This window comes from Serratia sp. BIGb0163, assembly GCF_024809935.1.
Lineage (GTDB): Bacteria > Pseudomonadota > Gammaproteobacteria > Enterobacterales > Enterobacteriaceae > Serratia > Serratia quinivorans.
In genome coordinates this window covers 1-22,327 of sequence record NZ_JANUDZ010000001.1, presented here as the reverse complement: position 1 = coordinate 22,327, position 22,327 = coordinate 1, and the positions used below count along the sequence as shown (strand labels likewise).

Annotated in this window: 23 protein-coding genes; 13 read left to right on the top strand and 10 right to left on the bottom strand. The window is 56.5% G+C overall.

The features are described from left to right. Window positions 1-189 precede the first annotated feature (189 nt). Window positions 190-1,860 (top strand): hypothetical protein, encoded by a 1,671-nt coding sequence (locus M2406_RS00115; protein WP_259187818.1) that lies wholly within the window; start codon window positions 190-192, stop codon window positions 1,858-1,860. A gap of 57 nt (window positions 1,861-1,917) precedes the next feature. Here M2406_RS00115 and bioD read toward each other — a convergent pair whose 3' ends face one another. The 4 genes from bioD to bioB are packed head-to-tail and all read right to left on the bottom strand — an operon-like array spanning window position 1,918 to window position 5,530. Continuing rightward, window positions 1,918-2,598: a dethiobiotin synthase gene (gene bioD, locus M2406_RS00110; protein ID WP_115183037.1), complete on the bottom strand. Its 681-nt coding sequence runs from the start codon at window positions 2,596-2,598 to the stop codon at window positions 1,918-1,920. After that, complete coding sequence (gene bioC / locus M2406_RS00105; RefSeq protein ID WP_129939669.1) at window positions 2,591-3,358, bottom strand: malonyl-ACP O-methyltransferase BioC; 768 nt, start codon at window positions 3,356-3,358, stop codon at window positions 2,591-2,593. Before bioC ends, bioD begins: the two co-directional genes overlap by 8 nt. Further along, the gene (bioF, locus tag M2406_RS00100) at window positions 3,342-4,493 is read right to left on the bottom strand and encodes an 8-amino-7-oxononanoate synthase (RefSeq protein ID WP_259187815.1); all 1,152 of its coding nucleotides are present in this window, start codon (window positions 4,491-4,493) and stop codon (window positions 3,342-3,344) included. The genes bioC and bioF overlap by 17 nt, the downstream gene beginning before the upstream one ends. Continuing rightward, window positions 4,493-5,530 carry a biotin synthase BioB gene (bioB, locus tag M2406_RS00095; RefSeq protein WP_012005745.1) on the bottom strand — a complete coding sequence of 346 codons (1,038 nt, stop codon included), beginning with the start codon at window positions 5,528-5,530 and terminating at the stop codon, window positions 4,493-4,495. The genes bioF and bioB overlap by 1 nt, the downstream gene beginning before the upstream one ends. An 89-nt stretch (window positions 5,531-5,619) precedes the next feature. Between bioB and bioA the strand changes: the two genes are divergently transcribed. Next, on the top strand, window positions 5,620-6,894 hold the full coding sequence (gene bioA / locus M2406_RS00090; RefSeq protein ID WP_259187806.1) for an adenosylmethionine--8-amino-7-oxononanoate transaminase: 1,275 nt from the start codon (window positions 5,620-5,622) through the stop codon (window positions 6,892-6,894). Window positions 6,895-6,898: 4 nt separating this feature from the next. Here the strand turns inward: bioA and M2406_RS26465 are convergent, their stop codons facing one another. Then, the gene (locus M2406_RS26465) at window positions 6,899-7,300 is read right to left on the bottom strand and encodes a YkvA family protein (RefSeq protein ID WP_012005743.1); all 402 of its coding nucleotides are present in this window, start codon (window positions 7,298-7,300) and stop codon (window positions 6,899-6,901) included. Window positions 7,301-7,466: 166 nt separating this feature from the next. On the opposite strand from M2406_RS26465, the gene M2406_RS00080 reads away from it, so the two are divergent. Further along, window positions 7,467-7,949, top strand: a complete 483-nt coding sequence (locus M2406_RS00080; protein ID WP_012005742.1) for a kinase inhibitor — start codon at window positions 7,467-7,469, stop codon at window positions 7,947-7,949. A 41-nt stretch (window positions 7,950-7,990) separates the two neighbouring features. Here the strand turns inward: M2406_RS00080 and pgl are convergent, their stop codons facing one another. Then, entirely contained in the window at window positions 7,991-8,986 is a 996-nt protein-coding gene (pgl, locus tag M2406_RS00075) for a 6-phosphogluconolactonase (RefSeq protein ID WP_259187805.1), read from the bottom strand. Between the two features lie 167 nt (window positions 8,987-9,153). On the opposite strand from pgl, the gene M2406_RS00070 reads away from it, so the two are divergent. Next, the gene (locus tag M2406_RS00070) at window positions 9,154-9,978 is read left to right on the top strand and encodes a pyridoxal phosphatase (protein WP_259187803.1); all 825 of its coding nucleotides are present in this window, start codon (window positions 9,154-9,156) and stop codon (window positions 9,976-9,978) included. A gap of 32 nt (window positions 9,979-10,010) precedes the next feature. On the opposite strand, the gene modC is transcribed toward M2406_RS00070, so the two are convergent. From modC to M2406_RS00050, 4 genes are all read right to left on the bottom strand, one after another. Beyond that, entirely contained in the window at window positions 10,011-11,078 is a 1,068-nt protein-coding gene (gene modC, locus M2406_RS00065) for a molybdenum ABC transporter ATP-binding protein ModC (protein ID WP_259187802.1), read from the bottom strand. After that, window positions 11,079-11,768, bottom strand: a complete 690-nt coding sequence (gene modB, locus M2406_RS00060; protein ID WP_012005738.1) for a molybdate ABC transporter permease subunit — start codon at window positions 11,766-11,768, stop codon at window positions 11,079-11,081. Then, window positions 11,765-12,538: a molybdate ABC transporter substrate-binding protein gene (gene modA, locus M2406_RS00055; protein WP_012005737.1), complete on the bottom strand. Its 774-nt coding sequence runs from the start codon at window positions 12,536-12,538 to the stop codon at window positions 11,765-11,767. The genes modB and modA overlap by 4 nt, the downstream gene beginning before the upstream one ends. Window positions 12,539-12,823: 285 nt before the next feature. Continuing rightward, window positions 12,824-12,967 carry an AcrZ family multidrug efflux pump-associated protein gene (locus tag M2406_RS00050; protein ID WP_012005736.1) on the bottom strand — a complete coding sequence of 48 codons (144 nt, stop codon included), beginning with the start codon at window positions 12,965-12,967 and terminating at the stop codon, window positions 12,824-12,826. 189 nt (window positions 12,968-13,156) lie between these two features. On the opposite strand from M2406_RS00050, the gene modE reads away from it, so the two are divergent. The 9 genes from modE (at window position 13,157) to gpmA (ending at window position 22,198) form a co-directional block, all read left to right on the top strand. After that, a complete protein-coding gene (modE, locus tag M2406_RS00045; protein ID WP_012005730.1) occupies window positions 13,157-13,948 on the top strand; it encodes a molybdenum-dependent transcriptional regulator in 792 nt (263 codons plus the stop codon). A gap of 90 nt (window positions 13,949-14,038) precedes the next feature. Beyond that, a complete protein-coding gene (gene modF, locus M2406_RS00040) occupies window positions 14,039-15,511 on the top strand; it encodes a molybdate ABC transporter ATP-binding protein ModF (protein ID WP_135344542.1) in 1,473 nt (490 codons plus the stop codon). Window positions 15,512-15,629: 118 nt separating this feature from the next. Further along, window positions 15,630-16,202, top strand: a complete 573-nt coding sequence (locus M2406_RS00035) for a cysteine hydrolase family protein (protein WP_112364337.1) — start codon at window positions 15,630-15,632, stop codon at window positions 16,200-16,202. 153 nt (window positions 16,203-16,355) lie between these two features. After that, window positions 16,356-17,174, top strand: a complete 819-nt coding sequence (locus tag M2406_RS00030; RefSeq protein ID WP_259187793.1) for a CPBP family intramembrane glutamic endopeptidase — start codon at window positions 16,356-16,358, stop codon at window positions 17,172-17,174. Window positions 17,175-17,459: 285 nt separating this feature from the next. Beyond that, window positions 17,460-18,512, top strand: coding sequence for a galactose-1-phosphate uridylyltransferase (galT, locus tag M2406_RS00025; protein WP_115183046.1), 1,053 nt, complete (start codon window positions 17,460-17,462; stop codon window positions 18,510-18,512). Further along, window positions 18,509-19,660 carry a galactokinase gene (gene galK / locus M2406_RS00020; RefSeq protein ID WP_259187792.1) on the top strand — a complete coding sequence of 384 codons (1,152 nt, stop codon included), beginning with the start codon at window positions 18,509-18,511 and terminating at the stop codon, window positions 19,658-19,660. Before galT ends, galK begins: the two co-directional genes overlap by 4 nt. Beyond that, window positions 19,654-20,697, top strand: a complete 1,044-nt coding sequence (galM, locus tag M2406_RS00015) for a galactose-1-epimerase (RefSeq protein ID WP_259187791.1) — start codon at window positions 19,654-19,656, stop codon at window positions 20,695-20,697. Before galK ends, galM begins: the two co-directional genes overlap by 7 nt. Before the next feature lie 196 nt (window positions 20,698-20,893). Then, a complete protein-coding gene (locus tag M2406_RS00010) occupies window positions 20,894-21,232 on the top strand; it encodes a PsiF family protein (protein WP_012005723.1) in 339 nt (112 codons plus the stop codon). A 213-nt stretch (window positions 21,233-21,445) separates the two neighbouring features. Beyond that, the gene (gpmA, locus tag M2406_RS00005) at window positions 21,446-22,198 is read left to right on the top strand and encodes a 2,3-diphosphoglycerate-dependent phosphoglycerate mutase (protein WP_012005722.1); all 753 of its coding nucleotides are present in this window, start codon (window positions 21,446-21,448) and stop codon (window positions 22,196-22,198) included. The last annotated feature ends 129 nt before the right edge of the window (window positions 22,199-22,327 follow it).

Sequence of the window (22,327 nt, the reverse complement as noted above, 5' to 3'; positions counted from 1 at the left end):
TGGCAGGGGTGTGCAATATTGCACACCGCTCTCATGGCTTATCCCAGACTAACGCCTTCAGAACCGCACCACTCATTTCGCCTTGTGTTGTATCAGCGAAGACCAAACTCCGTTTGTTGGAAATGACCAAACGCTCCCTCCATATTCAACGGGTTTTCACAACCGTTAACTTGAACTGAGGGATAGACCATGGCCGATAACGATGCAAAATTTATCCAATATAGCGACCTGAACGGGAAGGTCTGGACTTTGCAAGATCGTCTTGATGTTGAGGGGATTTACGTCAAGTCTCGCGATGAGCTGCTCAAGGCACAAACCTTTATTACAGGCACATTAAAAAGACCAACAATTGTAAAATTCACCGCGCCGTTTGAGGTGTGGACGGCTCCCAAGACCGATATCGATGTCGGCTACGTTTATATTGACGGCAACGGTGTAAATATCACCACTAATATCCCCAACGGGACTGAAAACGACCACAACTACTTCCTGCGCTGCTATACGTCGGCTGAAACACTGGATATCGGGATCCCCATTCGCCCTGCACCAATCTTAAAGAACTTTACCGTCAAGGGGATTGGGGCAACTCAGTCTGAAGTGCCCGGTCAAAAGACAGCATATAACTTTATAGATGGGATAGTGTTCCAATCACCGGAAAGCCTGTTGGGAAATTTTTCCGTTAATAACGTATATATTTCCGGTTTCTATTACGGCATGTATTTTGGCACCAACGCGTACATTGGGCATCACTATGGCTGTGAGATCGTCCGTTGCTATGAGTGCGTGCATATGCCAGCCGCTAAAACCACTAATGTGCCACCATCACAAACTGGTGATAAAGATCCTACCGATCATAACTTTGGGGAAGGGATCAACTTCTTCGGTGGCACTCTTGGCAACTCTCAGGGATTGGCTATCGGCAATCAGAACCAAAATGGCGCATTTCGTTTCTTCGGCACATCAATAGATTATGCGGGTGCGATTGTAAATGTAGAAGCTGGAAGCGTTGAGTTGCACGGCTGCCATATTGAGTTCGGTAATAGTAATAGCCCACTCTCTGATTCCCCCTTCCGCTGTAGCGCCAACCAGAATGCGTCATTACTCATTCAGGGTGGGGAGATCATTACGCTGCAAACCACTCTGGCCCAAGACTACTGTTTTTACGCCGAAGCAGGCAGTAGCGGAATTATCGTAGACAACGTTAAGTTCTATGGGGTGCGAACAGCGACCGGCCGTTATTTTGGCGGTACTGGCGACTTTGTGATTAAAAACAGTCGGCTGGATGGCGGCGGTGGCGGCAAAGGCATTCAGACTTTGACCACCGCCAATAATAACAAGCTTAAAGACGGTAATTTCTCGTTTACGACCAAGCCGATAGGTTGGGAAGTTTCCGGTGGAAACGTTAGCAGCCCCTTTATCTCAGACGCCATTACCCTGACTATTGAGGCCGGCGCAGGCGTTAATGGCAGCAATGCGCTAAAAGTGACCAAACTGGGAAATACCAACTCCAGTGCCGGAGTGCGGGTAGTGGTTCCGGTATCGCAATATGAACAGTTGGGAGCCTGTTTTACCCTGAAAACGTTGAATGGGGGATCAGGGAATTTATTCGCCTCGCTGCGCTATGCCTGTATTCAGGAGGTGGAAAGCAACGGTGTATCGATCGTCGCTAAATCAGATGTGGCCGCCTGGGATGGCACTCTCAATGCCAGTGATTATGCCGAGTTTAAGGAATACCGTTTTAACGCCAACCGACGAAAAGTGCCGGCTTGGGCAACCCATGTCATTTTGTCTTTCAATTTGTATGCCTTAGCGAAAAACGGGGTACTTTACTTCGACAATGCTTGCATCACCGCCATGTAAAACAGCAAGTCAGGTTATCTCCGTCCACGGTGAGTCCGTGGACGGAGGATTTAACGCTCAAAGGGATAAAACGCTTAAATCCAGATAATGCCCCAAAGCCTGCCGTTCAGGTTCGGGCAAGTGTGGGATCTCACCAAGCAACGGTGCCGGTAACATACGGCTCAGCGTGGCCAGATATTCCTGATGACGGCGGCCCGGTGGGCTGACGTCATTGGCGATCCAACCGACCAACGACAACCCCGCCTGTTTGACAGCCTGTGCAGTCAGCAGCGCATGGTTAATGCAACCCAGTTTAATGCCCACCACCAAAATCACCGGCAGTTGCTCCTGCTGTACCCAGTCGGCAAAGGTATGTTGCTCAGAAAGCGGCGTAAACCAGCCCCCGGCGCCTTCGACCAGCAGCCAGTCGGCCTTCTGTTCCAGGTGGCGTAATCCGGCGGAAAGTTGGGCCAGTTCGATCGGCCGCCCTTCATCGGCGCTGACAATATGCGGCGAGGTCGGTTCGGCGAAAACGTAAGGGTTTACTTCCTGGTAACTTAGTGCAACTGAACCGTTAGCCTGTAACGCCAACGCATCACCGTTACGCAAGCCTTCGGCGGTCATCTCACTGCCGGAGGCCACCGGTTTGTAACCGGCAGTGCGGTAACCCGCCAGATTCGCCGCCTGCAACAAGGCGCTGCTGGCCACGGTTTTGCCCACTTCGGTATCGGTGCCGGTGACAAACCAACGCTTAATCACGATAAATCACTCCATAAACCAAATGATAACTGAGCGGAAACTGCCCGCGCCGGCAGGGGTAAGCCGCCTGCAAGGCCGCAAGCCGTCGGCGCGACAGCAGCCCGGCATCACGCCCCTGATGTAAATGGGTCGCCCCGATCCCCTTGAGCGATCGCATCAGCGCCATCACATCCGGGTAATTCAAGGTTTGCCACTCCACTTCCAACTGGTGCCGATAGTCGGCGCAGGCTGCGCTAATCTGCGCCAGCGGCAGAAAATCATTCACATGGCGTTCACCGTCCACCTGCTGCCAGGCGTCACCCAGTTCGCCCAGCGATCCTTGTGCCAGCGTAGAAAACAGGATCACACCGCCGGGGCGGGTAACCCGATATAGCTCCGCCAAGGCGCGCTGCAGGTCGCTACACCATTGCACTACCAGACTGCTGAAGCAGATATCCACCGCAGCGTCGGGCAAGGGCACATTTTCGATATCCCCCAGCAGATAATGATCCGCCGCCTGCTGCTGACGGGCAAACGCCAGCATGCCGGGTGCCAGATCCAGTGCAGTAACCTGTTTGCCGAGTTCGCGCCAGCGGCGGCTGAAATGGCCGGTGCCACAGCCCGCATCCAGCAGTTGTTCACCCCGGTGATCCCGTCCCATCCCCAGCAAGCGCTCACCAACATCACGCTGCAGCACCGCCGCCGCATCATAGCTGCCAGCGGCACGGCTGAAGGCCGAGGCTACCGCCTGCTTATTGATCGGTTCAAACGCTGACGTCATGCAATACCTCCAGCAGACGATCGATATCCTGCGGCTGATGTGCCGCCGTCAGGGTAATGCGCAAGCGCGCGCCGCCCGGTGGCACCGTTGGCGGGCGGATAGCACTCACCCACAGGCCCTGCTCGCGCAGGTTTTGCGCCAGATCGAGCGCTCGTTGGTTATCGCCCACCAGCAAAGGTTGAATGGCCGTCACCGACTCCGTCAGGGTCAGCGACAACTGGGCCGCTCCCTGACGGAAACGCTGAATGTTATCCTGCAGCCGGGCACGTAATTCGTCACCCTGCCGGATGCAATGCAACGCTGCCTGCAATGCGCTGGCCTGTGCCGGTGGCATCGCGGTGCTGTAAATCAAATGGCGGGCAAACTGCAGCAGATATTCGGCGGTGGGTTCATCACACAACACTGCGGCACCGCTGAGGCCAAAGGCTTTGCCGAAAGTGACCACCAACAGTTCGGGCCTTACACCCTGCTGCCAGCAACTGCCGCGCCCCTGCTCGCCGTGCACGCCGATACCGTGGGCGTCATCGACCATCAGCCAGGCCCCCGCCGCGCGGGTCAAACGGTGCAGCTCCGCCAGTGGCGCACTGTCGCCGTCCATGCTGAATACCCCTTCGGTCACTGCCAAAATTTGACCGTCGCAGGGTTTGGCAAGCAAATCAGCCAGCGCCTGGGGCTGATTATGACGAAAACGACGTAACTGGGCCGGTGAGTGGGCAGCCGCCTCCAGCAAAGAAGCATGGCTGAGCCGGTCGGCTAAAATGCGATCCTCGGCCTGCATCAGAGCAGCCAGCAGCGCCTGATTGGCGGCATAGCCAGAGATAAACAGCAACGCACGCGGGTAGCCAAGCCAGTCCGCCAGTTGCTGTTCCAGCACCTGATGTGCCGTAGAAAAACCGGTAACGTGGCCAGAGCCACCGCTGCCGACCCCATACTGCTGCGCGCCCTGCTGCCAGGCAGTGATCACCTGGGCATTCTGGCTCAGGCCAAGGTAGTCATTGCCGGAGAAATTCAGGTAATGCTCGCCATTAAGCTGAATATGGCGACCATTGCCGCCCTGATTCACCTGGCGACGGCGGTAAGCGGCGCTCTGTTGCCGCTCCTCCAGCGCTTGTTCAATACGTTGTTGCCAGCTCATTACAGTGCCGCGTTGTAAAACTCAGCGGTATCCGCCTGCATCAACTGCGCAGCCAGCGCCTGCTGTTGCTGGTTGTCGCCGTGCTCGGTTTCGGTCTGCTGCGGGTTCAGGCCCAGTTTGCGGAACAGTTGCAGGTCTTTGTCTTCTTCCGGGTTTGGCGTAGTCAGCAGTTTGCAGCCATAGAAGATCGAGTTGGCACCGGCCATAAAGCACATCGCCTGAGTTTGCTCGTTCATCTGCTCACGGCCGGCGGACAGGCGCACGTAAGAAGCCGGCATCATGATGCGTGCCACCGCAATGGTGCGGATGAAGTCAAACGGATCGACGTCTTCGTTATCGGCCAGCGGCGTGCCTTTGACCTTCACCAGCATGTTGATCGGTACGCTCTCCGGCGGCGTCGGCAGATTGGCCAACTGCACCAGCAGCCCGGCGCGGTCACGCACCGTTTCACCCAGCCCGACAATGCCGCCGGAACAGACTTTAATGCCCGCGCCGCGCACTTTACCCAGGGTATCCAGACGTTCCTGGTAGCTGCGAGTGGTGATGATATTGCCGTAGAATTCCGGCGAGGTGTCCAGGTTATGGTTGTAGTAATCCAGCCCGGCATCCGCCAGCCGTTCCGCCTGCGTACCATCCAGCGTGCCCAGCGTCATGCAGGTTTCCATGCCCATCGCCTTCACCCCTTGCACCATCTGCTGCAGGTAAGGCATATCGCGCTCGTGCGGGTTTTTCCACGCCGCCCCCATGCAGAAACGGGTCGATCCATTCGCCTTGGCCTTACGCGCCGACTCCAGTACCTGCTCAACCTGCATCAACCGCTCCGACTCCAGGCCGGTTTTATAGCGCGAGCTTTGCGGGCAGTACTTGCAGTCTTCCGGGCATGCGCCGGTCTTGATTGATAACAGCGTGCTCACCTGTACCTGACGCGGGTCAAAGTGCTGACGGTGAACCGTCTGGGCTTCAAATAACAATTCGAGCAAAGGTTTATCAAACAGGGTCTGGGCAAGACCCACTGTCCAGTGAATGCGATCGGCCATCACGGCGTCTCCAAAATGAAAAAAGTGTCGTCAGTTTAGATATTGTGGATATACTGTCAACCATTACGAATATGATTTGGTTTACAAGCATGTCTATCACTGCCTCTGACCTTGAGTTCGACCAACGCCATATCTGGCACCCGTACACCTCCATGAGCCACCCGCTCCCCTGTTATCCGGTAGAAGCCGCCAGCGGCGTTGAGCTGCAACTGGCCGACGGTCGGCGACTGATTGACGGCATGTCCTCCTGGTGGGCGGCAATTCACGGATACAACCACCCGCAGCTGAACCAGGCCGCCACGCAACAGTTGGAAAAAATGTCGCACGTGATGTTCGGCGGCATTACCCATCCTGCGGCCATTGCCCTGTGCCGCCGTCTGGTGGCAATGACACCGGAGGCGCTGCAATGCGTATTCCTGGCGGATTCCGGCTCGGTGGCGGTAGAGGTGTCGCTGAAGATGGCGCTGCAATACTGGCAGGCTCGCGGGGAAAGGCGACAACGCATTCTGACCCTGCGCCACGGCTATCACGGCGATACCTTCGGCGCGATGTCGGTGTGCGATCCGGACAACTCGATGCACAGCCTTTATCAGGGTTATCTGGCACCGCACCTGTTCGCCACCGCGCCGCAGTGCGGTTTCGACCAGGTCTGGGATGAAAATGATATTGCGCCGTTCGCCGCACTGCTGGAGCAGCATGCCGGAGAAGTGGCCGCGGTGATCCTGGAGCCGGTAGTTCAGGGGGCTGGCGGCATGCGCATCTACCACCCGACCTATCTCAAGCGGGTGCGTGAGCTGTGTGATCGTCATCAGGTGCTGCTGATCGCCGACGAGATCGCCACCGGTTTCGGCCGCACTGGCAAGCTGTTTGCCTGTGAACATGCCGACGTGGTGCCGGATATTCTGTGTCTGGGCAAAGCGCTGACCGGCGGCTATATGACGCTATCCGCCACCCTGACCACGCGCCACGTGGCGGAAACCATCAGCAACGGGGCCGCCGGTTGCTTTATGCACGGGCCAACCTTTATGGGCAACCCGCTGGCCTGTGCGGTGGCCAACGCCAGCCTGTCGCTGTTGGCGGAAAACCGCTGGCAGCAGCAGGTCGCCGCTATCGAAAGCCAGCTGAAACAGCAGTTATTACCGCTGAAGGCACTGCCTAAAGTGGCGGATGTGAGAGTACTGGGGGCGATTGGCGTAGTAGAAATGCGCGAGTCGGTGGATGTGGCGCAGCTACAGCGTGGTTTTGTCGAGCGCGGCGTGTGGATCCGGCCCTTCGGCAAACTGATTTATTTGATGCCGCCGTATATTATTGAACCTGAACAGCTCAGCCGTTTGACCGCCGCCGTAGCGGCCGCAGTAGAGTAATTGCTTACCAATGCTGGTCCAGATAACGGGCCAGCCACACCAGGCACCCCACCCACAGCAAAATGATCATCACCGCCGCCATCCGGCCGGTTGGATTATCGATGCGCCGTTGCGCCTTCTCGCGAAACTCCACCATCAGCGGTTTGGGGATCAGCCGCACCGCCAGCATGATGCCCAGCGGCACGATCACCACATCGTCCAGATAGCCCAATACCGGAACAAAATCCGGGATTAAATCTATCGGCGACACCGCATAACCCGCCACCAGCAGGGCAACCAATTTGGCATACCAGGGCGTGCGCCGGTCGCGGGCCGCCAGCCAGAGTGCATAAATGTCGCGCTTGATACCCCTGGCCCAGCGGCGCAGCCAGCCAAACCACGGCGTGCGTTTTTTGAATGAAATCATGATTAGTTTATATCGAACTGTGAATGATAATTATCGCGAATGTAGCTTCACGGTTAATTATGGTAACCCATAGATAAGGCTACTGGCGAGATACAATGCTGCTTGTATTGTTGCGGCAAAACGGTCTAGCTTAGGGTTCTGCTTTTACCGACAACAGGGAGTCAGCATGACTTTTCGTTTGTACAGCAATGAGTTGCAGGACGGCGCAAAAATGCCGGAGCGTCAGGTGTTTAACGGCATGGGTTATCACGGCGATAATCTGTCACCGCATCTGGCCTGGGATGGCGTGCCGGAAGGCACCAAGAGCTTCGTGATTTCAGTTTACGATCCCGATGCCCCGACCGGCTCCGGCTGGTGGCACTGGGTGGTCGCCAATATCCCGGCGGCAACGCGTGAACTTCCGCCGGGCGCAGGCTCCGGCAAAGGTGGCTTACCGGCTGGGGCTATCCAGACTCGCACCGACTTTGGTTCCGCCGGTTACGGCGGCGCGGCGCCACCGCAGGGTGAAAGCCACCGCTATCACTTCACCGTACATGCGCTGGACGTAGCAAGCATTGAGGTGGATGAAGGCTCCAGCGGCGCACTGGTTGGTTTTAACGTGCACTTCCATAGCCTCGGCAGCGCTACGCTGACGGTGAAGTACAGCTGATTTTTGGCAAACTAAGGGGCGAATGTATTCGCCCCTTAGTTTTATTTAGCCAGGATGCTTACCCACATCGGGCCTTTACCCACCGGGTACCTTGCCAGCGTGGTCAGCTTGCCGCTGGCCTGATCAATCTCATACACCCCGATATGACCGGCCTTCTGGCCGGACGAAATCACAAAGCGGCCGCTGTGGTCAATATTGAAGCCGCGCGGCTGCTCTTCGGTCGGATGATAACCGATCACCGACAAGGTACTGCCATCTTCGGACACGCTGAAAATAGTCAGGATACTGGCGGTACGGTCACTGGTGTACAGGAAGCGGCCGTTCGGCGTGATATGAATATCCGCCGCCCAGCGGGTACCGTTGAAATCGGCCGGCATGATATCCAGCGTTTGCACCAGAGTATATTTGCCGCCGTTTTCGCTGATGGCGAACACGTCTACCGTGCCATCGAGCTCATTCACGCAGTAAGCATATTTGTCGTTATGGTGGAATGCCATATGACGCGGGCCTGCGCCACTGGCCGTCGTCACGGCTTCCTGAGCGTGCGGCGTCAGTTCACCTTGCAGATCCAGATTAAACAGGCGGATGCGATCTTCTTTCAGACAAGGCACCAGCAACAGTTGATTGGTCGGATCGATATTGGCCGAATGCGGCGCGGTCAAACCGTCGATCTGCTGGATAGGTGCTACCACCACGCCGTCATGGCCGATAGGGCTAACGCTGGCACAGTTACCGCTGTAAGAAGCGGAAAACAGATAGCGCCCCTGCAAATCGGTAGAAATATGGGTTGGGCTACCTGGCAGCGGCGCCATACCGGCCTGTTGCAGTGTGCCGTCCGCCTCAATGCGATAGCTGACAATACCGAAAGCCGGGCGCACACCCACGTACAGATGCGTTCTGTCCGGGTGGATCGCCATCGGTTGCACCTGCCCCGGGGCCTCGACGGTCTGCAGCAACTCTAACGCACCCGCGTCGCTTAACTGCCATACGTGAATTTGTTGGCTTTCCGGGCTGGCGACATAAACGATTTGCTTCATGAATTCTCCTTGCATAGGGTAAAAGAGAAACCGGTTTCAGGTTTTTCGGTTTCCCCTAGCTTACCTCACATCCGTGACGCGTTGCAGATGAAATCTGTGCGGTTTTATCCGTTGCTTATCCGGTGTACCATCAGTTTAATTTTGTTGCTAACTATAATGAGATCCCTATGAGCTACCGCGTCATTGCCCTCGATCTGGATGGCACCTTGCTGGACAACCAAAAACGCATTTTACCGCAGTCGCTGGCAGCCCTGGCCCAGGCGCGTGCCGCCGGCGTCAAAGTAGTGGTAGTCACCGGTCGCCATCATGTGGCGATCCACCCGTTCTATCAGGCGCTGGAGATAGACACTCCGGCAATCTGCTGTAACGGCACCTATTTGTATGACTTCCAGCAGAAAAAAGTGCTGGCGGCCGATCCGCTGGAAAAAGCTCAGGCCAAGCTGGTGTTGCAGATGCTGAAGCAAAGCGACATTCATGGCCTGATGTACGTGGACGACGCCATGCTGTATCAGGAGCCGAGCGGCCACATCACCCGTTCATTGGCCTGGGCAGAAACCCTGCCGCCGGCACAGCGCCCAACGCTGTTGCAGGTTAACAGCCTGGTTCAGGCGGCCGATGAGGCGCAATCAATCTGGAAGTTCGCCACCTCGCACGCCGATATTCCTGCACTGCGCCGCTTCGCCGAAATGGTAGAAAAAGAGCTGGGGCTGGCCTGCGAATGGTCGTGGCTCGATCAGGTCGATATTGCCAAAGGCGGCAACAGCAAGGGGAAACGCCTGCAGCAATGGGTGGAGTCACAGGGTTTAAGCATGAGCCAGGTGGTGGCCTTCGGGGATAACTACAACGATCTCAGCATGCTGGAAGCGGTTGGCCTGGGTGTCGCCATGGGCAACGCCGATGACGCCATCAAACAACGCGCCGATCTGGTGATTGCCGATCACCTGCAGCCGGGCATTGCCGAAGTCATTCACACTAGAGTTCTGGGTCAGTAATGCCATTGCCCTCCCTGCCGGGAGGGCCGAATTCAACGCGCCTCGCGGCTGATTGACACGCTTTTAACCTGCGCATACAGCCACTGCCCCGGCCGGATCGCCAGTTCGTCTCGTGCCCACGGCGTAATACGCGCCCAGAGTACGCTTTCTCCTACCGCCAGTTTCACCTCCACCTGCCCGTCAACCTCCAGGCACTCGGTCACCCTGGCCGGCAAGACGTTGCGGATACTGCTGTTGACCGGCGGCTGCAATACCAGCGAAACATCGGCCGCGTTGATGCGGATACGCAGTTGGGCACCCAGGGCGGCGTCGACGCCGCTGACCCACAAACGTTGGTCGCCCAACGCCAACGCCGTCATCGCATAACGCTGGTGATGTTCAATCACGCTGACGCGCAGCACGCTGCTTTGATCCTCTCGCTGCAACCAGGGCCGCAACGCGCTGCTGGCCCACACCTCCTCCAGCCCGCCGAAGGCCCTCACCTGACCGTTATCCAGCACCATCACCTGCTCCGCCAGGCGCAGAATTTCGTCCATGCTGTGGCTGACGTAGAGAATGGGGATATTAACGTCCTGCGCCAACCGTTCCAGATAGGGCAACAGCTCGCGCTTGCGCGGCAGGTCCAGCGAGGCCAGCGGTTCGTCCATCAACAGCAACTCCGGCGCGGTCAGCAGGGCGCGACCAATCGCCACCCGCTGTTTTTCGCCACCGGACAGCGTCAACGGCAGACGATTAAGCAACGGACCGATGCCCAGCAGCTCGACAATACTGTCAAACTGCGCGCGCATCTCAGCCGCCATACCGTATTGCAGGTTGCCGCGCACCCGGTAATGCGGGAACAGACGTGCGTCCTGAAACACATAGCCAATACGACGTTTTTCCGGCGGCAGGCACAGGCCACGTTCGGTATCCACCAGCGTGCGGCCATTGAGCACGATCCGCCCCTGTTGCAAGCGCGTCAGGCCGCCGATGGCGTTGATTAGGGAGGTTTTACCGGCGCCGGACAGGCCAAAAATCGCGGTAATACCCTGAGCAGGCAGATCGGCGCGCACATTGAGGTTCAGGTCGCCAAGGCATTGGGAAAAATCCAGCTCCAACATTTATACGCCCATCCGTTTGCGTCCCCAGCGGGCCAGCCACTCGGAAACCATCAGTGAAACCAGTGACAGCACAATAGCAATCACGCACAGGCGTGCGGCGGCGGATTCCGCCCCCGGCGTTTCAATCAGGGTATACATTGCCGACGGGATGGTGCGCGTCTCGCCGGGAATATTGGAAACAAAGGTAATGGTGGCGCCGAACTCACCCAGCGAACGGGCAAAACCCAGCACCACGCCGACGATCAATCCCGGTAACGAAAGCGGCAAGGTAATGGTGAAAAATACCCGCCATGGGTTGGCGCCAAGAGTACGGGCAGCCTGTTCCAGACGGGTATCTACCGCCTCCAGCGCCAGCCGGATGGCGCGGACCATCAGCGGAAACGCCATCACTGCGGAAGCCAGGGCTGCACCGCGCCAGCTAAAGCTGAAACTGAAACCGAACCAGTCATACAGCCATTCACCGACCGCGCCGCGCCGCCCCATGGAGATCAGCAATAAATAGCCCACCACCACCGGCGGCAGCACCAGCGGCAGGTGAATAATACCGTCCAGCAGCGACTTGCCGGGAAACTGACAGCGGACCAACACCCAGGCCATCAGAATGCCAAAAGGTAAGCTGAACACCACCGCCACGCAGGACACTTTCAGGCTCAGCTCAACCGCTTGCCACTCGTACTCGCTCAAAATCATTTACGTGGAGAGAATCCATAATGTTTGAAAATAGCCGCCGCTTCCGGGCTCTTCAGGTAGCTGTAGAACGCGCTGACGGCCGGTGTCTGATGGCCTTTAACGATAGCCATCGGGTATTCAACCGGTTTGTGGCTGTCTTCCGGGAAAATAGCCACTACGCTGACTTTATCACTGGCCACCGCGTCTGAGCCATAAACAATGCCCAGCGGCGCTTCACCACGCTCTACCAGAGTCATGGCACTGCGTACGTTGTTGGCACGCGCCAGTTTAGGCTCCAGGGCTGTCCAGGCCCCCAGATTTTGCAGTGCTTCCTTGGCGTAGATACCGGCCGGTACGTGATCCGGGTCGCCCACCGACAGCCGGCCGCCATTGAGTAATTTCGTCCAGTCTGTCTGCTTATCGAGCGTGATTTTAGCCTGTTTGGCATCTTTGGCGGCGATCAGCACCAATTCGTTACCCAATAAGGTATAGCGGGTATCTTTAACCATCTGCTGTTTGTCGATGGCATAATCCATCCACTGCTGATCGGCGGAGATGAACAAATCGGCCGGAGCGCCCTGCTCTATCTGGCGTGCCAGCGTGGAAGAGGAAGCGAATGAAGAAACGACCTGAACATCCTTTCCCTTCTGATACTGGGTCGCGATGTCCTGCAAGGCATTAGTCAACGACGCTGCCGCAAAAACGGTCACTTTTTCCGCCGCAGAAGCCTGCATAACCATACCGGACATCAATACGATACCGCCGACCCACTTGGTCCATTGCTGTTTCATTGTTTTCTCCGCAAGTTAACGTGCATTATCACTCTTCGTTATATAAAAAATAATATAACGTCACGCAGAAGCTTGTCATGCGGTTTATCGGCACGGTGGGAGATAACTTGAGAAACACCCACCGAACGATGCCGGCGGGTATATACCCGTCATCTTTCAAGCTGCAGCGTTGTTATCTGCACTTGCTCCCCCAGTAACTTACTCGAGTAAGCGCCTGGGGATGAGCAAGCTGGTCGCCTAGCTGCAACTTGAAAGCTATAGGGTATTAATAGAGGGAAGGTGGTGCTAGGTGCGGTTCTCTTTAGAATGACCCACTTTGGAGAAGACGTTGAACACCTCACCCAAACCGTAGATCAAACCGAGGATGATGGCCATGACAATCGGCACCATCACTACGGCGAACAGCAAACTTATCAATAATTCCATCATGGTAGCCTCACTTAACTGCCATTGAGCGGTAATGAACACCGCCACGTAATCTTTACTTTAAACCAAAATACACACTAAAACGTGGTTATTTTAAAGACCGTACGAAATTTGTAACCGGCCAAACGTGCCATTTGGCGCTTTCGCCACAAATCAGCGACAATAACCCTTTTGCAGCCGACAGGACGTGTTATGCAGGCCGAAATTCTTCTTACTCTAAAACTCCAGCAAAAACTGTTCGCCGATCCGCGCCGTATCGCGCTGCTTAAGCAGGTCCGACACACCGGCTCCATCAGTCAGGGGGCTAAATTGGCAGGCATCAGCTATAAGAGCGCCTGGGATGCAATTAACGAAATGAACCAGTTGGCGGAGCAAACGGTGGTGGAGCGCGCTACCGGCGGCAAAGGTGGCGGCGGTGCTCAGGTAACCCATTATGGTGAACGGCTGATCCAGCTTTACGACCTGCTGGGGCAGATCCAGCAAAAAGCCTTCGACGTACTGCAGCAAGACAACCTGCCACTCGACAGCCTGCTGGCGGCCATCTCACGTTTTTCGCTGCAAACCAGCGCGCGCAACCAATTTTTCGGTACGGTGATCGAACGCGACCATCAGCAAGTGCAGCAACATCTGGATATTTTACTGAACGACGGCAAAACCCGCCTCAGTGCAGCCATTACCCAACAAAGCGCCGATCGACTGCAGCTCTCGCCCGGTAAGGAAGTGCTGGCGCTGATTAAAGCCCCGTGGGTAAAGCTGAACACCGATCCGGCACTGGCCGGCGCGGCAGACAACTCGCTGGCAGGCGTAGTGGCCAGCATCCAGCCAGGTGCCGATCACAGCGAAGTTTTGGTCACGCTCACCGGGGGCGAAACCCTGTGCGCTACCATAACCAACGCAGAACTACAGCAGCTTAAACTGCAGCCCGGCAGTGCGGTGTATGCCTTGTTTAACGCCGATCGGGTGATTGTCGCCACGTTGTGTTAAACGCAACGTAACGTTGCATTTTTGCCGATTGACATCACCCTGCAATGCGCCTATTTCTAAACAAAATAATTGCATAAAAAGGAACAGGTGATGTCGTCGTTGCACATTTCGCAAGGTTCATTCCGCTTAAGCGATACCCGCACCCTGACGCTGGATGCGCTGGATATTCAGGCTGGCGACAGTTGGGCCTTTGTCGGCGCCAACGGCAGCGGTAAATCTGCGCTGGCTCGCGCACTGGCCAATGAGCTGGTGTTATTGAGCGGCGAGCGGCGCAGCGATTTCCGCCATGCGGTACGTATTTCTTTCGAACAGTTGCAAAAACTGGTCAGCGACGAATGGCAACGCAACAATACCGACCTGCTTAGCCCTGGCGAAGAAGATACCGGCCGCACCGTGGCGGAAATCATTCAGGAAGAGCTCAAAGACCCAGCCCGCTGCGCCCAATTGGCCGAACAGTTCGGCATCACCCCGCTGTTGTCACGTCGCTTCAAATATCTTTCTACCGGAGAAACACGCAAAACCTTGCTGTGTCGGGCGCTGATGCCGCAACCCGACCTGCTGATCCTCGATGAGCCTTTTGACGGGCTGGATGTCAATTCACGCGCCCAATTGGCTGCGCTGCTGAGCGACCTTTCAGGGCATGGCTATACCCTGGTGCTGGTACTCAACCGTTTTGACGAGGTGCCGGACTTTATCCGTCAGGTGGGCGTATTGGCGGACTGTACTTTGGCAAGCCAGGGCACGCGGCAGCAGGTGATGGCCGACGCACTGGTCGCTCAACTGGCCCACAGTGAAAACCTGGATGGCCTGGCGCTGCCGGAGACCGAAGATCCCGCGCAAAAAACCACGCTGCCGGCAGACCAGCCGTTAATCATCCTGCGTGATGGCGTGGTCAGTTATAACGATCAACCGATCCTCAATCATCTCGACTGGCAGGTTAACCCCGGCGAGCACTGGCAGATCGTCGGCCCGAACGGCGCCGGTAAATCCACCCTGCTCAGCCTGATCACCGGCGATCATCCCCAAGGGTACAGTAACGATCTCACCCTGTTCGGCCGCCGTCGCGGCAGCGGGGAAACCATCTGGGATATCAAACGCCATATCGGCTACGTCAGCAGCAGCCTGCACCTGGACTACCGCGTCAGTGCCAGCGTGCGTACCGTGATCCTGTCCGGTTTCTTCGATTCGATTGGCATTTATCAGGCGGTGTCCGATCGCCAGCGGCAATTGGCCGACCAATGGCTGGCACTGCTGGGGCTGGGTGGCTCAAAGGGAGAAGCCCCGTTCCATAGTCTGTCCTGGGGGCAGCAGCGGTTGGCATTGATTGCCCGCGCACTGGTCAAGCACCCGGCGCTGCTGATCCTCGACGAACCGCTACAGGGGCTGGATCCGCTCAATCGCCAGCTGGTACGCCGTTTTGTCGACGTGTTGATCGGTCAGGGCGCAACCCAGCTGTTGTTTGTTTCGCACCATGCAGAGGACGCGCCACAGAGTATTACCCACCGTCTGAGCTTTGTGCCTGACGGCGACGGCTATCGCTATCAGCACGATACGCTGAACTGAAAAATCCGGATGGGGGGCTTTGCCACTCATCCGATGACATATCCGGCAACACTTCCCCGGTAACACATCACATTTGGCCTTTTATCATAAGGGGAAAGGATTCGTTTCTGGAGACACTATGTCCGCCGCACTGATTATTATCGATCTTATCGACGATTTGATTGGCCCCAAAGGGCGTGCAAATCATTGCCGTGAACAGGTGATCGCGCAAAATCTGATTGCCAACACCAATGCCGCTGCGGCTTACGCTCGGGTACGTAAAATTCCGGTGATTTGGGTACGCGTCGGTTTTGCCGATGACTATCACGATATTCCCGCCCACTCTCCGCTGTTCAACCACCTAAAACAGATCGGCGCGCTGCGTTTAAGCAGTGTAGGTTGCCAGTGGGAGCAGGATTTGCAGGTATTACCTGCGGATTTTCAGTTCGAAAAGAACGGTGTTTGCGCCTTTGCCGGTAACAATTTGTTAGCCTGGCTGCAGCAGCATCACTGCCATCATTTGTTGCTGGGCGGCGTCAGTACCCCGCTGGCAATCGAGAGCACCGCCAGACAGGCGCACGACGCCGGTTTTCAGGTCAGCATCTTGCAGGACTTGTGCGCCGCACCAACTCTGGAGATGCACCAGCAGAGCCTGGATATTCTGCAGAATCTGGCGGAAATCACTCGTTCATCGGCCTGGATGAAGGGCTGAACGCACTATTTCACCCACTGCACCGACCTTTACTGTCATTTCACTGTGCTACTATCCAAAATAGTGCCCAACTCACCGATCATCAGCACACCGATAAAGCAATGATTGCCTTCGGTAATGGGCACCGTGTGCATATTTTAAAGGGACATAGTTATGTGGGGCGTACTGGCTACGGCGTTATTCTTTTTGCCATTTAACCGGCTTATTGCCTGGGTAATTTTGGCCGCATCGGCAGGAATGGGGATGTACCATGGAGTACTGACCCCGCTCAGCCTGGCGTGTTTATTAGGTATTGTCGCTCTTGCAGGATTGCGACACCATTTTCGTGCTCAGCGCAATCTGGCGGTTGCACTCGAAGTACTGGTGGTTGCAAGCTGTGTGGCGTTATTCCTGCATTGGGTGCCGGGGTTCCATAACCAGTTGATGATTGACGGTGATAAAGCCGGCCCGTTGAGCGCGCCGTTCACCATGTATTACAACTTCGACAAGGCGCTGGTGCCTTTCCTGCTGTTTGCCTGTTTGCCTACGTTGTTTACGGCGCAAACCGGTAAAAGCGCTAACAAATCCGGTTGGATCGCGCTGATTATCAGCGTCCCGGCCTTGCTGCTGTTGGCGGTGGCGCTCGGCGGCCTGAAGATTGAATTGCATGCCCCAGCCTGGATCCTGGCGTTTATCATGGCCAACCTGTTCTTTGTCTGTATGGCCGAAGAAGCGCTGTTCCGTGGCTATCTGCAGCAACGTCTCAGCCAGTGGTTCGGGGCCTGGCCGGCATTGATTATCGCCGCACTGATCTTCGGCGCAGCGCACCTGGCCGGCGGTATGCTGATGGTGGCTTTCGCTACGCTTGCCGGGCTGATTTACGGTCTGGCGTGGATGTGGAGCGGGCGCCTGTGGGTGCCGATTCTGTTCCACTTCGGGCTTAATCTGACCCATCTGCTGCTGTTCACTTACCCGCTGTACCAGCACCCCTGATCCTCAGAACCGGCAGGCAAATCCCTGCCGGTTCTGCCGCTGAAAGCGCTATCACTCGCCCCTGATTGTTACTTTTCCTGCTTTCTTTCCCCTGCCGTCCTGGCGGTATTCTTGCTTGTTTCACACTGTGTAAACGATTCCATTTTTCGCTCTGGATCACCTTTTTACTCCAAAGGACATGCTATATTTTTGGCCATAGTTATCCATTTACATGAGTCAAATGGGCGTTAGCGGTAGGTGAAAGCGATTACACACAGCCGCAGCGACCAAGAAAAAGGAACCGTCATGACGGATTTTAATCCCATCGATCATCCCCATCGCCGCTACAACCCGCTGACCGGTCAATGGGTATTGGTATCACCGCACCGCGCCAAACGTCCCTGGCAGGGCCAGCAGGAAGCCGCACAGCTTGAAACACTGCCGCAGCACGATCCGGACTGCTTCCTCTGCCCGGGGAATACCCGCGTCACCGGTGATAAGAACCCGGATTATCAAAACACCTATGTGTTCACCAATGACTTTGCCGCGCTGATGACGGACACCCCGCTAGCGCCGGAGAGTCAGGATCCCTTAATGCGTTGCCAGAGCGCACGCGGCACCAGCCGGGTGATCTGCTTCTCCCCCGATCACAGCAAAACCCTGCCGGAGCTAACGCTGCCGGCCCTGGAAAGCGTGATCGCCGCCTGGCAGGAACAGACCGCCGACCTGGGACGCCGCTATCCGTGGGTGCAGGTATTTGAAAATAAAGGCGCGGCGATGGGCTGCTCCAACCCGCATCCGCATGGCCAGGTTTGGGCCAACAGTTTCCTGCCCAATGAAGCTGAGCATGAAGATCGCCTGCAGCACGAGTATTTCCAGCAGCACCAATCCTCAATGCTGCTGGACTACGTGCAGCGCGAACAGGCTGACGGCAGCCGCACGGTGGTAGAAACCGAACACTGGCTGGCGGTCGTCCCCTACTGGGCCGCCTGGCCGTTTGAGACGCTGTTACTGCCGAAAACCGCAGTGCAACGCATTACCGATCTTGACGCCGCACAGAGCAGCGATTTGGCGCTGGCACTGAAAAAGCTTACCAGCCGTTACGACAACCTTTTCCAATGTTCCTTCCCCTACTCCATGGGCTGGCACGGCGCACCGTTCAATGATGCGGATAACCGCCACTGGCAGCTGCATGCCCATTTCTATCCACCACTGCTGCGTTCCGCCACGGTGCGTAAATTTATGGTGGGTTATGAGTTGCTGGCGGAAACCCAGCGTGATTTGACCGCAGAACAGGCCGCAGAACGTCTGCGTGCCGTTAGCGATATTCATTACCGTGAAGCCGGAGCCAAAAAATGAGTTTGAAGAACCTTACCCACGCCCTGTTTACCGAACGTTTTGGCTACGCCCCCACGCTGACTATTCAGGCCCCTGGCCGGGTGAATTTGATCGGCGAACACACCGACTATAACGACGGTTTTGTGCTGCCGTGCGCCATTGACTATCAGACGGTGATCGCCGCCGCCAAACGCGACGACCGTCAGATCCGGGTGATCGCCGCCGATTACGAAGGTCAGCAGGATCAATTCTCACTGGACAGCCCGATCGTCAGCCATCCGGATCAACGTTGGTCCGATTATGTACGCGGAGTGATCAAGCACCTGCAGCAGCGTAATGCCGATTTTGGCGGCGCGGATCTGGTGATTTCCGGTAATGTGCCGCAGGGCGCCGGTCTCAGTTCTTCTGCCTCGCTGGAAGTTGCCGTTGGCCAGGCCATGCAGGCGCTGTATGCCCTGCCGCTGGATGGCGTAGCACTGGCGCTCAATGGTCAGGAAGCGGAGAACCAGTTCGTCGGCTGCAACTGCGGCATTATGGATCAGTTGATTTCCGCACTCGGTGAAAAAGACCATGCGTTGCTGATCGATTGCCGCACATTGGAGACCCGGGCGGTATCAGTCCCGGAAGATGTTGCCGTGGTGATCATCAATTCCAATGTGAAGCGCGGGTTGGTGGACAGCGAATACAACACTCGTCGCGAGCAGTGTGAAGAGGCCGCACGCTTCTTCGGCGTCAAGGCGCTGCGCGACGTCAGCCCGGAGCTGTTTTTCCCGATCCAGCATGAACTGGATCCGATCGTCGCCAAACGAGCGCGCCATGTGATCAGCGAAAACGATCGAACCCTGGCCGCTGCCGATGCGCTGGCCGCCGGTGATATGAAACTGATGGGCAAATTGATGGCAGAGTCGCACGCCTCAATGCGCGATGACTTTGAAATTACCGTACCGCCGATTGACCGGCTGGTAGAGATCGTTAAATCGGTTATCGGCGATCGCGGCGGTGTGCGCATGACCGGTGGCGGCTTTGGCGGCTGTATTGTGGCCTTGATGCCGCTGGCGCTGGTAGAACCGGTTCGCGCAGCCGTGGCACGCGAATATCCGTTGCAGACCAACGGGCTGAAAGAAACCTTTTACGTCTGCAAAGCGTCAGAGGGGGCCGGTACATGCTAAGCGACAGCCAGACGCTGGCTCCGGACGGCCAGCCTTATCAGTTAACCCAGTTGAAAAACGCCGGCGGGATGACCGTCACGCTGATGGATTGGGGCGCTACCTGGCTTTCCGCCGTACTGCCGCTGAAGTCAGGCAAAACGCGTGAACTGCTGCTGGGTTGCCAAACACCGGCGGATTATCTGCAGCAGGCAGCCTACCTGGGGGCTACCATCGGCCGCTATGCCAACCGCATCGCTAACGCCAGCCTGTTGATTGATGGCAAGCCGCATCCACTGGTGGCCAATCAGGGGGCGCACCAGTTACACGGTGGGCCGGAAGGCTTCAACACCCGCCGCTGGCGGATTGTTCAGCAGGATGAACAGCAGGTGAGTTACGCGCTGCATTCGCCAGACGGCGACCAGGGGTTTCCCGGTAACCTCGACGTGCAGGTCAACTACCGCCTCACCGCCGATAATCGCCTGGAAATCAGCTATCAGGCGCGGACCGACAGCGCCTGCCCGGTCAACCTGACCAACCACGCCTACTTCAACCTGGACGGGGCCGGCACCGATGCCCGTCACCAGCGGCTGCAACTGTTTGCCGACCGCTATCTGCCGGTCGACAGCGAGGGTATCCCCAGCGCCTCCCTAACCCCGGTAGAAGGCAGTGGCATGGACTTCCGCCAGCCGAAAACCCTGCTGCAGGATTTTTTGAGCGATCGCGACCAGCAACGGGTAAAAGGTTACGACCACGCCTATCTGCTGCACCGTACCTGCGGCGCACTGGATTGCCCGGCGGCTCACCTGTGGTCGGCCGATGGCCAGGTGCAAATGAGCGTGTTCACCAGCGCACCGGCGTTGCAACTCTACAGCGGCAATTATCTGGGCGGCACCCCGGCACGTGATGGCGGCAGCTATGCCAATTACGCCGGGGTAGCGCTGGAAAGCGAGTTTTTGCCAGACAGCCCTAACCATCCGGAATGGCCACAGCCCGACTGTTGGTTGCAGCCGGGGCAGCAATATCTCAGCGCCACCCATTATCAGTTTTATCCTATTTGACCCGCTACGCCCCTTGCCAAGCGGCAGGGGGCCGTTTGTTATAAATGCTTACCTTTTTACCCCTCCGCGCCGCAGGCCGCTGCCTTTCCTTATTCCAAAGTGCACACTAGAATCAGGCTACGGTGATAAGCACAACACCTTGTGTAAAATCACAAATTTCGGCCACCCCGGCCGGTCAATAGCTGAAGGAACACCTATGCGTCTGATTACTGCACTTCCATTACTGGCGGGTTTACTGCTGAGCACCAACCTGATGGCTGCCGAAACTGCAGCAAAAACCCCGTCACCGGCGCAGGCTGCACAGCAGAAACGCATGACCGATTGTAATCAACAGGCCTCTGGCAAAGCGCTGAAAGGCGCGGACCGCTCCACCTTTATGAGCACCTGCCTGAAATCCGAAGGCACCGCTGCGACCAAAACCTTAACCCCGCAGCAGCAGAAAATGAAAACCTGTAACGCCGACGCCAAGACCAAAAGCCTGACTGGCGACGCACGTAAAACCTTCATGAGCACTTGCCTGAAAAAATCGGCCTGATCCCCTGCTCCTACGGCACGGCTGAATTCCCTTTAGCCGTGCTGCCTTCCCATTCGGCGCCCGCCTGAACGATTCAGCTTTTCCTCGGCACAGCACTTACTTTGCGGCAAGAAATTGGCTATGGTTAAACACTATCGATTGCCGAGCCACCGGCCGCGGCAATATAATGATTTTCGTTATCATTGAAATGTCAGATTATTAAGGAGTTAAGCTATGGCTGTAACTAAGCTGGTTCTGGTGCGTCACGGCGAAAGCCAGTGGAACAACGAAAACCGCTTCACCGGTTGGTATGATGTTGATTTGTCTGAGAAAGGCCGCACCGAAGCGAAAGCTGCAGGCGAACTGTTGAAAAACGAAGGTTTCGCTTTTGACTTTGCTTACACTTCCGTACTCAAACGTGCTATCCACACCCTGTGGAACATTCTGGACGAACTGGATCAAGCCTGGCTGCCGACTGAAAAATCCTGGAAGCTGAACGAACGTCACTACGGCGCGTTGCAGGGTCTGAACAAGGCTGAAACCGCAGAAAAATACGGTGACGAGCAGGTTAAGCAATGGCGTCGCGGTTTTGCCGTAACACCACCAGAGCTGACCAAAGATGACGAGCGCTACCCAGGCCACGACCCACGTTACTCCGCGCTGACCGAGCAAGAGCTGCCGCTGACCGAAAGCCTGGCGCTGACCATCGATCGCGTGATCCCTTACTGGGATGAAGAAATCCTGCCACGTATCAAAAGCGGCGAGCGCGTTATCGTTGCGGCTCACGGCAACTCCCTGCGTGCGCTGGTGAAATACCTGGATAACCTGAGCGAAGACGAGATCCTCGAACTGAACATCCCAACCGGCGTGCCGTTGGTGTATGAGTTCGACGAGAACTTCAAGCCAATCAAACGTTACTACCTGGGCAATGCCGACGAGATCGCTGCTAAAGCGGCCGCCGTGGCAAACCAGGGTAAAGCGAAGTAATCTTCACCCGTTGATCTAAAAAGCCCCCGGTTTTTGGACTGACCCCATAAAGTTGGACGGTTCATATTAAGCGGCTTTCAGGGCCTGGGTTCGGTATTCTACCGGACTCAGGCCTTTTAATTTCAGGCT

Coding starts and splice junctions, on each gene's coding strand:
- M2406_RS00115 (WP_259187818.1), top strand. CDS start 190: ATGGCCGATAACGATGCAAAATTTATCCAATATAGCGACCTGAACGGG.
- bioC (WP_129939669.1), bottom strand. CDS start 3,358: ATGACGTCAGCGTTTGAACCGATCAATAAGCAGGCGGTAGCCTCGGCC.
- bioF (WP_259187815.1), bottom strand. CDS start 4,493: ATGAGCTGGCAACAACGTATTGAACAAGCGCTGGAGGAGCGGCAACAG.
- bioB (WP_012005745.1), bottom strand. CDS start 5,530: ATGGCCGATCGCATTCACTGGACAGTGGGTCTTGCCCAGACCCTGTTT.
- bioA (WP_259187806.1), top strand. CDS start 5,620: ATGTCTATCACTGCCTCTGACCTTGAGTTCGACCAACGCCATATCTGG.
- M2406_RS26465 (WP_012005743.1), bottom strand. CDS start 7,300: ATGATTTCATTCAAAAAACGCACGCCGTGGTTTGGCTGGCTGCGCCGC.
- M2406_RS00080 (WP_012005742.1), top strand. CDS start 7,467: ATGACTTTTCGTTTGTACAGCAATGAGTTGCAGGACGGCGCAAAAATG.
- pgl (WP_259187805.1), bottom strand. CDS start 8,986: ATGAAGCAAATCGTTTATGTCGCCAGCCCGGAAAGCCAACAAATTCAC.
- M2406_RS00070 (WP_259187803.1), top strand. CDS start 9,154: ATGAGCTACCGCGTCATTGCCCTCGATCTGGATGGCACCTTGCTGGAC.
- modC (WP_259187802.1), bottom strand. CDS start 11,078: ATGTTGGAGCTGGATTTTTCCCAATGCCTTGGCGACCTGAACCTCAAT.
- modB (WP_012005738.1), bottom strand. CDS start 11,768: ATGATTTTGAGCGAGTACGAGTGGCAAGCGGTTGAGCTGAGCCTGAAA.
- modA (WP_012005737.1), bottom strand. CDS start 12,538: ATGAAACAGCAATGGACCAAGTGGGTCGGCGGTATCGTATTGATGTCC.
- M2406_RS00050 (WP_012005736.1), bottom strand. CDS start 12,967: ATGATGGAATTATTGATAAGTTTGCTGTTCGCCGTAGTGATGGTGCCG.
- modE (WP_012005730.1), top strand. CDS start 13,157: ATGCAGGCCGAAATTCTTCTTACTCTAAAACTCCAGCAAAAACTGTTC.
- modF (WP_135344542.1), top strand. CDS start 14,039: ATGTCGTCGTTGCACATTTCGCAAGGTTCATTCCGCTTAAGCGATACC.
- M2406_RS00035 (WP_112364337.1), top strand. CDS start 15,630: ATGTCCGCCGCACTGATTATTATCGATCTTATCGACGATTTGATTGGC.
- M2406_RS00030 (WP_259187793.1), top strand. CDS start 16,356: ATGTGGGGCGTACTGGCTACGGCGTTATTCTTTTTGCCATTTAACCGG.
- galT (WP_115183046.1), top strand. CDS start 17,460: ATGACGGATTTTAATCCCATCGATCATCCCCATCGCCGCTACAACCCG.
- galK (WP_259187792.1), top strand. CDS start 18,509: ATGAGTTTGAAGAACCTTACCCACGCCCTGTTTACCGAACGTTTTGGC.
- galM (WP_259187791.1), top strand. CDS start 19,654: ATGCTAAGCGACAGCCAGACGCTGGCTCCGGACGGCCAGCCTTATCAG.
- M2406_RS00010 (WP_012005723.1), top strand. CDS start 20,894: ATGCGTCTGATTACTGCACTTCCATTACTGGCGGGTTTACTGCTGAGC.
- gpmA (WP_012005722.1), top strand. CDS start 21,446: ATGGCTGTAACTAAGCTGGTTCTGGTGCGTCACGGCGAAAGCCAGTGG.